Raw genomic sequence first — 13,231 nt, 5'->3', positions numbered from 1 at the left:
CACTTCGCCAGTCGGCATGCCCCATCCCCCGACCTGCGCGAAAGCGGTGCGCTGAGGCGTATGCTCGCGCGATGGGCCACACCCTCTACGCGATACACGGCTCCCACCCGTGCGCGACCGTCGAACGGGCGTTGCAGCTCAAGCGCCAGCCGTACCGCGTCGTCGAGCTGGTGCCGGCCGTCCACGTCCCGGTCATGTGGCTGCGCTTCCGGCGCCGCACCGTGCCCGCGCTCGTGCTCGGCAACGGCGAGCAGATCGTCGGCTCGCGCGCGATCCTCCAGCGGCTCGACCAGCTCGTCGCCGAGCCGCCGCTGCGGCCGGCAGACGCCGCCGCGCGCGAGCGCGTCGAGGCCGCCGAGCGTTGGGGCGACGAGGTCCTGCAGCCCGCGGTCCGGCGGCTGTTCTGGTGCGGCGTCAAGCAGCACCCGGAGGTCGTCCCGCGCTACTCGGAGGGCTCGAGACTGCCGGTGCCGGCCGCGATGCAGCGGCTCGTCACGCCCGTGATGGGTGCGCTCGCGCGCTGGAACAACAGAGTCGACGAGAGCTCGCTGCGCGCCGACCTGGCGGCGCTCCCGGGCCAGCTCGACCACGTCGACGCGCTGATCGCCGACGGCGTGATCGGCGGCGAGGAGCCGAACGCGGCCGACCTCCAGCTCGCCTCCAGCCTGCGGATGCTGTCGACCTTCGCCGACGCGCGCCGCCTGCTCGACGGCCGCCCGGCCGACGCGCTCGCCCGCCGGGTCTTCCCGGAGTACGACGGCGAGATGCCAGCCGGGACCTACGCGCTCGCGGCCTAGAGCAACGGCGCGCCCGCTCTGCGGACCGCGTCTCTCTGGCCGTCCGGCAGCGCCGCGAGCGCGTCCGCGAGCCGCACGCCGTCCGGCAGCGTCAGGCCGGGCTCCAGCTCCAGCAGCGGGGCGAGCACGAAGCGGCGGCCCGTCACCTCGCGGTGCGGCAGCCGCAGACGCTCGGACTCGTACTCCAGCTCGCCGAGCAGCAGCAGGTCGACGTCGATCGGCCGCGGGCCGTGTCTGACGTAGTCAGGCGACTCCTGCGCGACCCGCCCCAGCTCGCGCTCGACCGCCTTGCAGGCGTCGAGCAGCCGCTCGGGCTCCAGCTCGGTCGCGATCCGCAGGCAGGCGTTGAGGAAGTCGGGCTGGTCGAGCACCTCGCCGACCGGCTCGGTCTCCCACGTCGAGGACGAGGCGAGCACGCGGACGCCGTGCGCCGGCAGCGCCGCGACGGCGGCCGCGAGGTTGTCCCGCGGCACGCCGACGTTGGAGCCGAGCCCCAGGTAGCCGATCCGCTCCGCCACGCGCCCGTCAGCCGTCAGACTCGCGGAAGACCTCGACCGAGACGTCCTCGACCGGCAGCGGGATCGGCGGCTCGGGCTTGGAGGCCTTCACCCACACGGTCTCCGCGTCGTACTGGCCGAGCAGGCGGTCGGCGATCGCGGTGCAGAGCCGCTCCAGCGTTCTGTACGAGCGCTGCTGCGCGACGAGCGCGACGACCTGGCAGACCTCGCCGTAGTCGATCGTGTCCTCGACGCGGTCGGTGATCGTCGCGTCGCACTCGCCGACCTCGAGCCTCAGGTCGAGCACGAGCCGCTGCCCGACCTCGCGCTCGGCGGCGCTGACGCCGTGGTGGGTGTACAGCGACAGGCCGTTGATCTCGATCGTCACGACGGGCTCGGAGGGCTCGTCTTCCAGCTCGTCGTCGAGGTCGTCCTCGAACTCGTCGTCTTCAGGGCTCATGGTGCGCGGACGGTAGCAGCAGCGACCGTGAGCGCGTCTCTGAGCGGCGCGACGTCGTGGACGCGGAAGATCGTCGCGCCCTTCGTGAACGCGAGCACGTTCGCGGCGAGCGTCGCGGCGAGCCGGTCGCCGACCTCGCGACCGGTGATGCGGCCGAGGAACGACTTGCGCGAGACGCCGATCAGCAGCGGCCGCCCGATCGCGGCCAGCTCGTCGAGCCGCCGCAGCAGCTCGAGGTTGTGGTCGGCCGTCTTGCCGAAGCCGATCCCGGGATCGAGCTGGATCCGCTCCTCCGGGATGCCGGCCGCGACCGCGAACGCCAGCCGCTCCTCCAGGAACGCCTTGACGTCGGAAACGACGTCGTCGTAGTGGGGGCTCTGCTGCATCGTGCGCGGCTCGCCGAGCATGTGCATCAGGCAGCAGTCGAGGTCCCGGTCGGCGACGAGGCCGGCCAGCTCCGGGTCGTGGCGGAAGGCGGTGACGTCGTTGACGTACGTCGCGCCCGCGTCGACCGCCGCCCGCGCGACCGGCAGCTTGATCGTGTCGATCGAGATCTGCGCGCGCGAGCCGCCGGCGCTCAGCGCCTCGATCACCGGCACGACGCGGCGCAATTCCTCCTCGACCGCGACCGGCTCGGCGCCGGGCCGCGTCGACTCGCCGCCGACGTCGAGGATCGCCGCGCCGTCGCGCTCCAGCTCCAGCGCGTGCGCCAGCGCCGCCTGCGCGTCGAGGTACTGGCCGCCGTCGGAGAACGAGTCGGGCGTGACGTTGAGCACGCCCATGATGCGGAACGGGGCCGGCATGCCGCGCATCGTGTCACGCAACGAGAAGAGCCGCCTCGCGGCGGCTCTCCGGCACGTCTATGCGAGCTCCGGTCTCTCCGGGAAGTGCATCTCGGCGGCGCCGCCGGCGAGGCCGGGCCGCGGGAGCGGACGCGGCGTGTCACGGCCGCGCTCGGTCGCCGGCGGGAGCGGGACGTCCGGCGGCGGCGACGCCTCCGCGCCGAAGACCTCTTCCTCGGTGCGGCCGTCGACCAGCGCCTCGAACTGGTCCTTCTCGATCGTCTCGCGCTTGATCAGGATCTCGGAGATGTAGACCAGCGACTCTCTGTGCTCGGTCAGGATGTCCTTCGCCGACTGGTGCGCCGTCTCGACGATGCGGCGGATCTCGTCGTCGATCTCGCGTGCGATCTCGTCGGAGTAGTCCGCCTGCGAGCTGAACTCGCGGCCGAGGAACGGCTGGCTCTGGTCGTGGCCGAAGACGCGCGGGCCGAGCTTCTCGCTCATGCCAAAGCGCATCACCATCTGCTTCGCGGTGCCGGTGACCTTCTCGAGGTCGTTCGACGCGCCCGTCGTGATCTCGCCGAAGATGATCTCCTCCGCCGCGCGGCCGCCGAGCGTCATCGCCATCGTGTCGCCGAGCGCCGCGCGCGTCGTGAGGAACTTGTCCTCCTGCGGCATCGAGATCGTGTAGCCGAGCGCCTGACCGCGGCCGATCACGGAGATCTTGTGGACCGGATCGGCGTGCTCGAGGAAATGGCCGACGAGCGCGTGGCCCATCTCGTGGTACGCCGTGATGCGGCGCTCCTCGCTGCTCATCACGCGCGTCTTCTTCTCGGGACCCGCGATCACGCGCATGATCCCCTCTTCGAGCTCGACCTGGGTGATCTCGCGCTTGCCCGTGCGGGCGGCGAGCAGGGCGGCCTCGTTGACGAGGTTGGCGAGGTCGGCGCCGGTGAAGCCGGGCGTCTGGCCGGCGAGCGCGTCGATGTCGATCTCCCGCGCGAGCGGCTTGCCGCGCGTGTGGACCTCGAGGATCTTGGAGCGGCCCTTGCGGTCGGGACGGTCGACCGTGACCTGGCGGTCGAAGCGGCCGGGACGCAGCAGGGCGGGATCGAGGATGTCGGGCCGGTTGGTGGCCGCGATCATGATGATGTTGTCCTTCGCCTCGAAGCCGTCCATCTCGACGAGCAGCTGGTTGAGCGTCTGCTCGCGCTCGTCGTGACCGCCGCCCATGCCGGCGCCGCGGTGGCGGCCGACGGCGTCGATCTCGTCCATGAAGATGATGCAGGGCGCGTTCTGCTTCGCCTGCTCGAACAGGTCGCGCACGCGGGAGGCGCCGACGCCGACGAACATCTCGACGAAGTCTGAGCCGGAGATCGAGAAGAACGGCACGCCCGCCTCGCCCGCGACGGCGCGCGCGAGCAGCGTCTTGCCGGTGCCGGGAGGCCCGTAGAGCAGCACGCCCTTGGGGATCCGCGCGCCGAGCGCCTGGAACTTCTTCGGGTTCTCGAGGAACTCCTTGATCTCGTGCAGCTCCTCGACCGCCTCGTCCGCGCCGGCGACGTCGCGGAAGGTGATCTTGGGCGAATCCACGGACAACCTTCTGGCCCTACTCTTGCCGAAGGACATCACCTTCGATCCGCCGCCCTGGACCTGGTTCATCAAGAAGATCCAGAAGCCGATGAAGATCAGGAACGGCAGCACGTACGTCAGCAGCGAGAGCCAGCCGTTGGACTTGGTGCCCTCGATGTCGAAGGCGACTCTCTCTCTTTCGAGCTGCCCGACCAGCGTGTTGCCGTTGTCGGGCACGTACCCGACCTCGTGCTTCTGGTTCGCCGGCGACTTGAGCGTGACCTCCAGGAGGTTGCCCTTCGTCTTGACGACGGCGGACTTGACGTTCCCCTCGCTCAGGTCCTGCTGGAACGTGGAGTAGTCGTATCTCGGCCCGGAATCGCCCGGGTTGATCAGCCGTTGGGCGAAGAATGCCAGCACGACCACGATGAGGATCGGGAATGCCGCGCTCTTGAAGAACCTGCTCATGTAGTCGTTCCGGGCGCCCTATGCGCCAATGTGACGGTGGACGGGCTGTCCAAGCCTAGCACCTGGGTTTTCCCGCCCCCGCAGGGTTCCCTGCACGTCGAGACCGGTCTCTACTCGGCTTTCAACGCCGCCACATAGGGCAGGTTGCGGTATCGCTCGCCGTGGTCGAGGCCGTAGCCGATCGCGAACCGGTCCGGGATCTCGAAGCCGACGTACTTCGGCGAGAGGTCCACCTGGAGGCGCTCGGGCTTGGTCAGCAGCGCGCAGACGGCGAGCGAGGCGGGACCGCGGGCGGTCAGGTTGCGCAGCAGGTACTGGAGCGTCAGCCCCGAGTCGACGATGTCCTCGACGATGATCACGTCGCGGTCCTCGATCGAGGCGTCGAGGTCCTTGAGGATCCGCACGACGCCGGAGGACTGCGTCGCCGAGCCATAGGAGGCGACCGCCATGAAGTCGACCTCGCACGGCACCTCGATCGCGCGCATCAGGTCGGCGAGGAAGAACACCGCGCCCTTCAGCACGCAGATCAGCAGCGGCTCTCTGCCGGCGTAGTCCTCCGAGATCTGTCTGCCGAGCTGCTGCACGCGGTGGTGCAGGTCGTCGGGCTGGACGAGGATCTCGCCGATCGATGCGTCGCGCATGTGGGGCGGCAGCTTACTCACGGCCGCCCGTGACCGGCGCGCGGGCGGAGAGCCGCACCGCGTCGCGCGTCCGCTCGGTGACGCCGTAGCGCGCGGACGTCGCGACGCCGGGGACCCACGCGACCTCCTCGCCGCAGGCGACGACAGGCACGAGGCGGCGCTGTGCGCGCGGCATGCGGCGCTCTCTGAAGAGGTCCTGCAGCGACTTCGTCCCGCCGAGGCCGACCGGCGCGATGCGATCCCCAGGCCGCCACGGGCGCACGAGCAGCTGCTCGCCGCCGAGCGCGGCGCGGTCGAGCACGCCGTCCGCGGGTGCGACGGGCGTCTCCTCGCAGCGCACCTCCCAGCCGCCGAACGCGACGACGCCCGGAACCGGCAGCCGCACCGGGTCGGGCGCCGGCTCCTCTGCCGCGCCGCCGCGCTCCATCCGCACGACGCCGTACTCGGCGACCGCGCGGACGCCGCCACCGACGTCGAGCATCGACAGGCCCTCCGGCCGCAGCGCCGCGATCGCGTCGGCGTGGCGCGCGGCGCCGGCGACCGGCCGGCCGGCGGCGCCGTCGGCGAGCCGCTGCACGACCAGCCGCCGCAGCGCGGGCGCGAGCGCCTGCAGGCGTGCGAGCGGGATCGTCGCGCGCGCCTCGCGCTCGGCCCCGGCGCCCGGCGCGCCGCGCCCGTCGAGCTGCTCGGCGACGAGCGCGTCGAGCACGTCGGCCTCGTCGCGCAGCAGCTCGGCGAGCCGCAGCACGTTCGCCTCCGCCGCCGGATGCGCCTCGCGCAGCGCGGGGATCAGCGCGAGCCGCAGGCGGTTGCGCGCGTACTTGCCCTCCTCGTTGGTGGCGTCGTCGCGCCACGGCAGGCCGCGGGCCTCGCAGTACGCGGTCGTCTCCTCGCGCGTGAGGCCGAGCAGCGGCCGCACGAGCCGGCCGTCGCGCGGGCGCATCCCGAGCAGCGCACGGCGGCTCGGCGAGGAGGCGAGCCGGTAGAGGATCGTCTCGACCTGGTCGCTGGCGGTGTGCCCGGTCGCGATCGCGGCGCCGGGTCCCAGCGTCAGCGCCCGCTGTGCCGCCGCGGCGTAGCGGACGTCGCGCGCCCACGCCTGCAGATTCCCCGAGCCCGCGGGCCGGCTGGGCCGCTCGACCGCGAGCGCGACGCCGAGCCGCTCGCACAGTTGCGCGCAGTGGCGCTCGTCGTCGTCGGCGTCGTCGCGCAGGCCGTAGTTGACGTGCACCGCCGAGACGGCGGGCGCACCGGCGATCCGCACGGCGACGTCGAGCAGACAGACCGAGTCGCGCCCGCCGGACAGCAGCACGACGACCGGGCCGCCGGCGGCCAGCAGCCCGTCCGCCCGGATCTGCTCGACCGCGCGCTCGGGGTCCATGGGAGCGAGTCTAATCGCGGCGATCGGCCTGCTCCGCGTCTGCCGCGCGCGCGAGGAACAGCTCGGTCGACTCGGTGAACCCCTTCAGCCGCACCTCGCCGATCCGCTCGAACGCGAGGTGCGGGCCCGCCGCCTCGACGAGCGGACGCGTCACCAGCACTTCGCCGCCACCGGAGCGGGCCGCGACGCGCGCGGCGAGGTTCACCTCGCGCCCGTAGTAGTCGCCCTCGCGGTAGAGCGCCTCGCCGCTGTGCATGCCGATCCGCGGCCGCGGTCGCTCGGTGAAGAGCTGCTGGAAGCCGACGGCCCAGTCGACGAGCGCCGGCGCGTCGGCGCCGACGACCATCACCGCGTCGCCGATCGTCTTGATCACGCGCGCGTCCTCGGGCAACGTCAGCTCGACCGCCCCGACGAAGCGCTCGACCGCGTCGACCGCCTCCTCCTCCCCGACCTCCTCCGTCAGGCGCGTGTAGCCGGCGAGGTCGGCGAACGCGATCGCGACGCGCAGCCGTCCGAGGTCGCCGATCTGCCCGTCGAACGCCGCCTCCATGTGGCCGATCACGTCCTGCTCGACGAAGTGGCGCAGGAAGCGGCGGTGGACCTGGTCCATCATCGGCGAGGCGATCGGCAGCAGCCCGCGCGCGAGCTGCTCCATCTGCTCGGCGACCTCCAGCCCAGGAACCCCGTCGCGCATCAGCGGCTCGTGCACATAGAGGTGGAAGAGCCGCACCTCGGCGTCGGCGATCTGCGCCATCGCCTGGCCGTAGACGCGCACGAGCTGGAGCATCGCGACGAGCGGGAAGCCGGCGTCGAGCGCGTCGGCGGCGCGGCGCAGCAGCGCCAGCTCCTCCTCGGGAATCCTGTCGAGCTCGTGCGGACCGTGCCCGAGCGAGGTCAGCACCCGCTCGACCAGCGCGGGCTCCAGGCCCGTCTCGCGCGCGGCCTGATCGAGCGTGACGCCCTCCTCCGGCGCCGGGAACAGCTCCTCGACGTAGCCGAACGCGAGCCGGCCCGCGTCGCCGGCGACGCGGATCTCGGCGAGCGAGTGGCCGCGCTCGCGCAGCCGCGCGACGATCCGCGCCTGCGCCGCGGCGGCCGGCGTCCAGACGCCGCCCGCGGCGAGCGGGACGAGCCCGTCACGCACCCAGCGGCGCAGCGTCGCGGGCGCCACGCCGGCGCGCCGGGCAGCCTCGTCCAGCGACAGCGCGATCGTTGCTCGGCCGGCCTCGTCCGTCACCGGCCCCACGGTATTGGCTCGTGCGCCGGCGGCGCGCAGGGCGTCGCACCGGATTCGCGCAACGAGCGCGTTTCGACTCGTGCACGCCCCGAAACGATGAGCGGCGGGGCCGCGCTCGGAGGCCCCGCCGCCGGCGGGCTGACGGCCCGCTACGCCGGCCGTACGGCGCTCGTTCCGCTAGGCGGTCGCGGCACCTCGCAGGCTGCGCACCCAATGCCCGTCCGAGCGGACCGGCGTGCGGGCGGCGGACCTACTGCTCGGCCTGTTGCCTGTTGAGCCTCTAGACCTACTCCCCGCCCGCGGGGTGTGTCAACAGCCTCGGTCCGCGTACGGCCGTTTCTCAGACCTTCAGGTGCGGATACTCGCGCTCGACGAGGTCGACGTAGCGCGCGTAGACGGGCTTGACGACCGGGATCAGCGCGAGCGCGGCCTTGATGTCGCCGCCGGTCTTGATCCGGCGCCGCGCGATCGCCATCGCGATGTTCTCCTTGCCCTGGAAGTACTTGTTGGCCGTCTCGGAGGACATCTCCATCCGGACCTTCGGCTCCCAGTCGACGTCGTCGGTCCACTCCCACACGATGTAGCGCCCGTCCTCGTCGGGTCTCGCCGCGCGCACGTTGACGACGAGGTCGAGATCCTCGAACTCGAAGCGCTGCGGCACGTCGGCGTCGCGCAGCTGCGGGCCCATCTCGTCCCCGTCCATCAGACCGAAGATCTGGTCGATCACCTCGCGGAACTCCTGCGGCGATCTGAAGCTGCTGCTGCCCATCTCTCGACCTCCCATTCGACGACGCCCGCCGCCCGGGCTCAGATGAGGCCGCAGTCTATGCTCGCCGCCGACATGGCGACCACGCTCCACATCCACCCCACCGCCGATCTCAGCGAGCGCGTGCTGCTGCCCGGCGACCCCGGACGCGCGCTGCTGCTCGCGCAGTCGCTGCTGGAGAGACCGAAGATGTTCAACCACCACCGCGGCCTGTGGGGGTACACGGGCGCGGCGGCGGACGGCGAGCCGCTGACGATCCAGAGCACGGGGATGGGCGGCCCCAGCGCGGCGATCGTGATCGAGGAGCTGGCCCGGCTCGGCGCGCGCCGGCTCGTCCGCGTCGGCTCGTGCGGCGCGCTGCTCGGCGGCTTCGCGCTCGGCGACGCGATCGTCGCCGAGGAGGCGATCGCGTCCGACGGCACGAGCCGCGCGCTCGGCGCCGGCGAGCGCGTCGCGGCCGACGCCGCGCTGACCGACGCGCTGACGGACGCCGCCGCGGGCGAGGTGAGTGGTGGCGGCAAGCCGGGCGGGCCGGGTGAGCCGGGCGGCGGCGCGGTCCGCCGCGGCGCGGTCGTCACGACCGACCTCTTCTACGACCCGGCCGGCGAGCACGCCGACCCATCGGATCCCGCCCACCCCGCGCTCGCGATCGAGATGGAGACCGCGACCCTGTTCCAGCTCTCCGCGTTGCGCGGCCTGCAGGCCGGCTGCGTGCTCGTCGTCAGCGACCTGCTCGGGCCGCAGCGCGGCCGGATCGACGCGGAGGCGATGGAGGCCGCCGCGATCCGTGTCGGGCGAATCGCCGTCGCGGCACTGAGCTGAGCCCCAGCCGCCGGGTGCCGCCGGCCCGCTGGGCTCGGCGGCGGGCACGCTGGCCTACGCGGCAGGTCTTCTCGCGGCGCGCTTGCTCGCCGCGGCTGCGCGCGTGCGCGAGGCGGCCGGTCTTCTCGCGGCCGCCGAGGTCACGACGGGCTGCGGCGCGGAGTCCGTCAGCTGGTCGGCGAGGCGCGAGACGGCGGTAGCGAGCGAGGCGAGCTGGGCGTCGACCGCGTCGAGCCGCTGCTCGAGCGCCGCCGCACCGCCTATCCCGGCGATCCGCTGCTCGACGCGGTCGAGCGCGTCCTCGATCCCCTCCAGCCGCTGCGAGACCGAGCGCACGCGGCGGGTCAGCTTCTCCAGGTCGGCGGCCGAGGGCAGGTTCAGCGCGCCCATCGCGACCTCCTGCGCCTGCGCCGCCTTCTCGCGTGCGTCGAACGCGCGCGTCAGCGCGCCGCTGACGAGCGGGCTCTCGAGCAGCTCCTGGGCCAGCCTCCCGAGGGCGTCCTCGCCCTGGCGTGAGATACGGGCCCGGAGCCCGTCGCTGGACGTCTCGTTCGTCATCGTCGCCCCCTGCGGTCGGTCGGCCGGAAGGCGCCGACTGTAGCGCAGCATCCCAGTCGCGCTCGCCGGCAGAAACGTTGCAGCTGAGCTTGAGCGTCAGCTCACGGTTCGAGCCGTCGCGAACGGGCACAGTGAGTGCATGCGAGCCGCATGCGAGCGCGTCGTCCCCTGCACGACTTCTTGCCGCCACCGCATCGGTTGCCTTCATGTGACGTTAAACGCCTTGGTTACCGTTGCTTCGCAAGGCGTGTGGTACTCAAGCTGCCGCACCGTAGCGCCGAAAGCTCAGGTGCTGCCATTTTCAGCTGTGAACGCCATAACAAACGCGCGGGTTCCCCTTTGCAAACGTCCAGAACAGCAGGTAGCTTCCGGTTGGTCCGTCGCCCCGGCGGCAGTGTGACCAGGCCGCAGATGCGGCCATGCGGGAGGAGACTGTCGGTCCGATGAAGAGAACGAAGCTGCGCATCGCCTCGCTTGCCGCGGGGGCCGCGCTCCTCATCGGAGGTATGACGTCGTCCCCTGCCTCTGCCGAGAAGCGACGCGTCATCGTCACCCTCCTGGGCGGCAAGCAGGTCACGCTCACGATCGACGCCGCGCCCGGCGTGCCCGTCGACAAGAGCCAGATCCCGGATCTCGGGTTGCCGGTCGAGTCGGTCCAGGACCTCGGCGCGGTCGAGCCGGTCCAGACGCAGACGACTCCCCCGCCGGCGACCGCGACGGCCCCGACGCCGCCGCAGACGCTCACGACGACGCCGCCGGTGGTCCCCTCGACGCCGACGAACCCGACGACCTCGACGACGCCGCCGACGACCGGCAGCACCGGCACGACGCCGCCTTCGACGGGGACGACGCCCAGAACGACGGGCACGACGGGCACGACGCCGTCGACGACCGGCACGACGGGCAGAACCACGGGAACGACGAGACAGCCGTCCGCGGTCGGCGGAATCGTCAAGCCTAAGGGTAAAGCCAAGGGTGAGGGTTCCTCCGAGGCGGTCCGCAGAGGCGGCGGATCCGGCGGCGACGACGCTGTGCTGCAGGACGCCAACCGCGACGGCACCGCGACGCCGAACGAGACACCGGACACGCCCGTCCAGGACGACGGGGCGCAGCCGACGCCCGACACCCCCGGCTTCACCGTCGCGCCGACGCTCTCCGCGCCCAGCGGCGTCCCGAACTTCTTCATCGAGCAGTTCCGCATCCCGCCGTTCCTGCTCCCGATCTATCAGGCCGCCGGCATGCAGTACGGCGTGCCGTGGCAGATCCTCGCCGCGATCAACGAGATCGAGACCGACTACGGCCGCAACCTCTCGGTGTCGACAGCCGGAGCGCTCGGGTGGATGCAGTTCATGCCGCCGAGCTGGGAGGCCTACGGTGTCGACGCCAACGGCGACGGCGTCAAGGACCCCTACAACCCGGTCGACGCGATCTTCGCCGCCGGCCGCTACCTCAAGGCCGCCGGTGCCGAGCAGGATCTCGAACGCGCGATCTTCGCGTACAACCACGCCGACTGGTACGTCCAGTCGGTGCTGCTGCGCGCGAGACTGATCGGCGGCATGCCGGCCGACATCGTCGGCTCGCTGACGGGCCTGACGCAGGGTCGCTTCCCGGTCGCGGCGCGCGCCACGTACGCCGACTCGATCGACACCAGAAGCGCCGGCAGAAGAACAGAAGGCTCCAACGCCGCGGTCCCCGTCGAGGGCGACGCCGACCGCCGCTCGATCAACATTTACGCCAGAAGAGGCGCGCCGGTCGTCGCCGTCAACGACGGCAGAATCGTGAGAATCGGCGAGAGCGAGGAGCTCGGCCGCTACGTCGTCCTCCAGGACGTCTACGGCAACCGCTACACGTACAGCCACCTCGGCTCGATCGCCGCCAAGCACCCGGTCCCCAAGCCGCGCGAGGACGCGGCGGCCGACTCCGCCACCGACATCGAGCAGCCCGCGCGCGACGAGAAGCCGACGCAGGCCGCCAGCGACGGCGCGCAGCCGAGAGCGGAGACGACCGCCGGCGACGCGCCCAACAGAGGCCAGGCCGACCCCGACCCGCTCGCCAGAGACAGAGACAGAGACAGAGGCGCGCAGGACGGCGACGCCAGAGCCGTCGACGCCGACGGCTCGGTCAAGGAGCGCACGGCGGCCAACGGCAGCGGCCACGAGGCGCCCGCCGTCTCCGACATCGCGAAGGAGCGTCTGTTCGCGAACCCGTCGCGGCCGAGCGCCTACGAGGCCGGCGGACAGCGCCAGATCGAGGCGATGGGCGAAGAGCTGACGACGTTCGAGGGCTACTTCACCGGCGCGCTCGAGCTCGACCCGAAGGACTACGTGCTCAAGCCGCTGCGCGAGGGCTCGACCGTCATCGCCGGCACCGTGCTCGGCAGCATCGACAAGACGGACGCCAGACTCGCGCCGCACGTCGAGTTCACGATCCGCCCGGCCGGTCGCGGCGCGCCGCTGATCGATCCGAAGCCGATCCTCGACGGCTGGAAGCTGCTCGAGTCGACCGCGATCTACAAGGCCGAGAACGACAACGTCTTCGGCCGCGACGGCAAGGACGGCCCGTCCGTCGGCCAGATCCTCCTGATGACCAAGGAGGAGCTGCAGGCGCGGGTGCTGGCGAACCCCAACGTCGAGATCTACCAGTGCGGCCGTGACGACATCCAGGCCGGCGCGATCGACCAGCGCGTGCTGGCGACGATCGAGTTCCTCGCCGCCAGCGGCCTCAAGCCGACGATCAGCTCGCTCCAGTGCGGTCACGGTCTGATGACCAGCTCCGGCAACGTCTCGGAGCACTCGATCGGCAGCGCGATGGACATCGCGGCGATCAACGGCATCACGATCACGCCCGGAACCCAGGGCGACGGATCGATCACAGACATCACGATCCGCCGTCTGCTCACGCTCCAGGGCACGATGAAGCCGCACCAGATCATCAGCCTCATGACCTACCCGGGCACCGACAACACGCTCGCGATGCCCGACCACGACGACCACATCCACGTCGGCTTCAGCGCCGTCGAACAGCCGGACGACACGCCTCGGCTGCAGACGCTGCTGAGACCCGAGCAGTGGACGAGACTCGTCGACCAGCTCAGCACGATCCAGAACCCGGTCGTGCCGACGAGCCCGTCCAGATACGCGATCAAGGACAGAGACGGCGAGTAACGCCGGATCCGGGGCCGGCGCCGATCGCGGCGCCGGCGGCGCTGGGCGAGCGGAGCAGCAGCAGGTCTTCCGCTTCGTCCAGCTCG

Annotated in this window: 12 protein-coding genes; 3 read left to right on the top strand and 9 right to left on the bottom strand. The window is 71.9% G+C overall.

From position 1 onward, the window contains the following. Positions 1 to 71 precede the first annotated feature (71 nt). On the top strand, positions 72 to 797 hold the full coding sequence (locus CWOE_RS08365) for a glutathione S-transferase family protein (RefSeq protein WP_012933155.1): 726 nt from the start codon (positions 72 to 74) through the stop codon (positions 795 to 797). Here CWOE_RS08365 and folK read toward each other — a convergent pair. From folK to CWOE_RS08325, 8 genes are all read right to left on the bottom strand, one after another. Further along, positions 794 to 1,315 (bottom strand): 2-amino-4-hydroxy-6-hydroxymethyldihydropteridine diphosphokinase, encoded by a 522-nt coding sequence (gene folK / locus CWOE_RS08360; protein WP_012933154.1) that lies wholly within the window; start codon positions 1,313 to 1,315, stop codon positions 794 to 796. The genes CWOE_RS08365 and folK overlap by 4 nt on opposite strands. A 7-nt stretch (positions 1,316 to 1,322) precedes the next feature. Then, on the bottom strand, positions 1,323 to 1,754 hold the full coding sequence (folB, locus tag CWOE_RS08355; RefSeq protein ID WP_012933153.1) for a dihydroneopterin aldolase: 432 nt from the start codon (positions 1,752 to 1,754) through the stop codon (positions 1,323 to 1,325). Continuing rightward, complete coding sequence (gene folP / locus CWOE_RS08350; RefSeq protein WP_148260943.1) at positions 1,751 to 2,557, bottom strand: dihydropteroate synthase; 807 nt, start codon at positions 2,555 to 2,557, stop codon at positions 1,751 to 1,753. Before folP ends, folB begins: the two co-directional genes overlap by 4 nt. Before the next feature lie 57 nt (positions 2,558 to 2,614). Next, positions 2,615 to 4,576, bottom strand: a complete 1,962-nt coding sequence (gene ftsH / locus CWOE_RS08345; protein ID WP_012933151.1) for an ATP-dependent zinc metalloprotease FtsH — start codon at positions 4,574 to 4,576, stop codon at positions 2,615 to 2,617. Positions 4,577 to 4,686: 110 nt separating this feature from the next. Next, complete coding sequence (gene hpt, locus CWOE_RS08340) at positions 4,687 to 5,217, bottom strand: hypoxanthine phosphoribosyltransferase (protein WP_012933150.1); 531 nt, start codon at positions 5,215 to 5,217, stop codon at positions 4,687 to 4,689. Positions 5,218 to 5,230: 13 nt separating this feature from the next. Beyond that, the gene (gene tilS / locus CWOE_RS08335; RefSeq protein WP_012933149.1) at positions 5,231 to 6,598 is read right to left on the bottom strand and encodes a tRNA lysidine(34) synthetase TilS; all 1,368 of its coding nucleotides are present in this window, start codon (positions 6,596 to 6,598) and stop codon (positions 5,231 to 5,233) included. A 10-nt stretch (positions 6,599 to 6,608) separates the two neighbouring features. Next, positions 6,609 to 7,835, bottom strand: coding sequence for an adenylate/guanylate cyclase domain-containing protein (locus CWOE_RS08330; RefSeq protein WP_236262255.1), 1,227 nt, complete (start codon positions 7,833 to 7,835; stop codon positions 6,609 to 6,611). A 340-nt stretch (positions 7,836 to 8,175) separates the two neighbouring features. Then, on the bottom strand, positions 8,176 to 8,604 hold the full coding sequence (locus CWOE_RS08325; RefSeq protein ID WP_012933147.1) for an SCP2 sterol-binding domain-containing protein: 429 nt from the start codon (positions 8,602 to 8,604) through the stop codon (positions 8,176 to 8,178). Between the two features lie 72 nt (positions 8,605 to 8,676). Between CWOE_RS08325 and CWOE_RS08320 the strand changes: the two genes are divergently transcribed. Beyond that, positions 8,677 to 9,423, top strand: a complete 747-nt coding sequence (locus CWOE_RS08320; protein ID WP_041731949.1) for a phosphorylase family protein — start codon at positions 8,677 to 8,679, stop codon at positions 9,421 to 9,423. A gap of 54 nt (positions 9,424 to 9,477) precedes the next feature. Here the strand turns inward: CWOE_RS08320 and CWOE_RS08315 are convergent, their stop codons facing one another. Next, positions 9,478 to 9,981, bottom strand: coding sequence for a hypothetical protein (locus CWOE_RS08315; RefSeq protein ID WP_012933145.1), 504 nt, complete (start codon positions 9,979 to 9,981; stop codon positions 9,478 to 9,480). 443 nt (positions 9,982 to 10,424) lie between these two features. Between CWOE_RS08315 and CWOE_RS30430 the strand changes: the two genes are divergently transcribed. After that, positions 10,425 to 13,145 carry a lytic murein transglycosylase gene (locus tag CWOE_RS30430; RefSeq protein ID WP_012933144.1) on the top strand — a complete coding sequence of 907 codons (2,721 nt, stop codon included), beginning with the start codon at positions 10,425 to 10,427 and terminating at the stop codon, positions 13,143 to 13,145. The last annotated feature ends 86 nt before the right edge of the window (positions 13,146 to 13,231 follow it).

This window comes from Conexibacter woesei DSM 14684 (assembly GCF_000025265.1).
GTDB classification, from domain to species: domain Bacteria; phylum Actinomycetota; class Thermoleophilia; order Solirubrobacterales; family Solirubrobacteraceae; genus Conexibacter; species Conexibacter woesei.
Note: the sequence above shows the minus strand (reverse complement) of the source record. Positions and strands in the feature narration are given on the sequence as shown.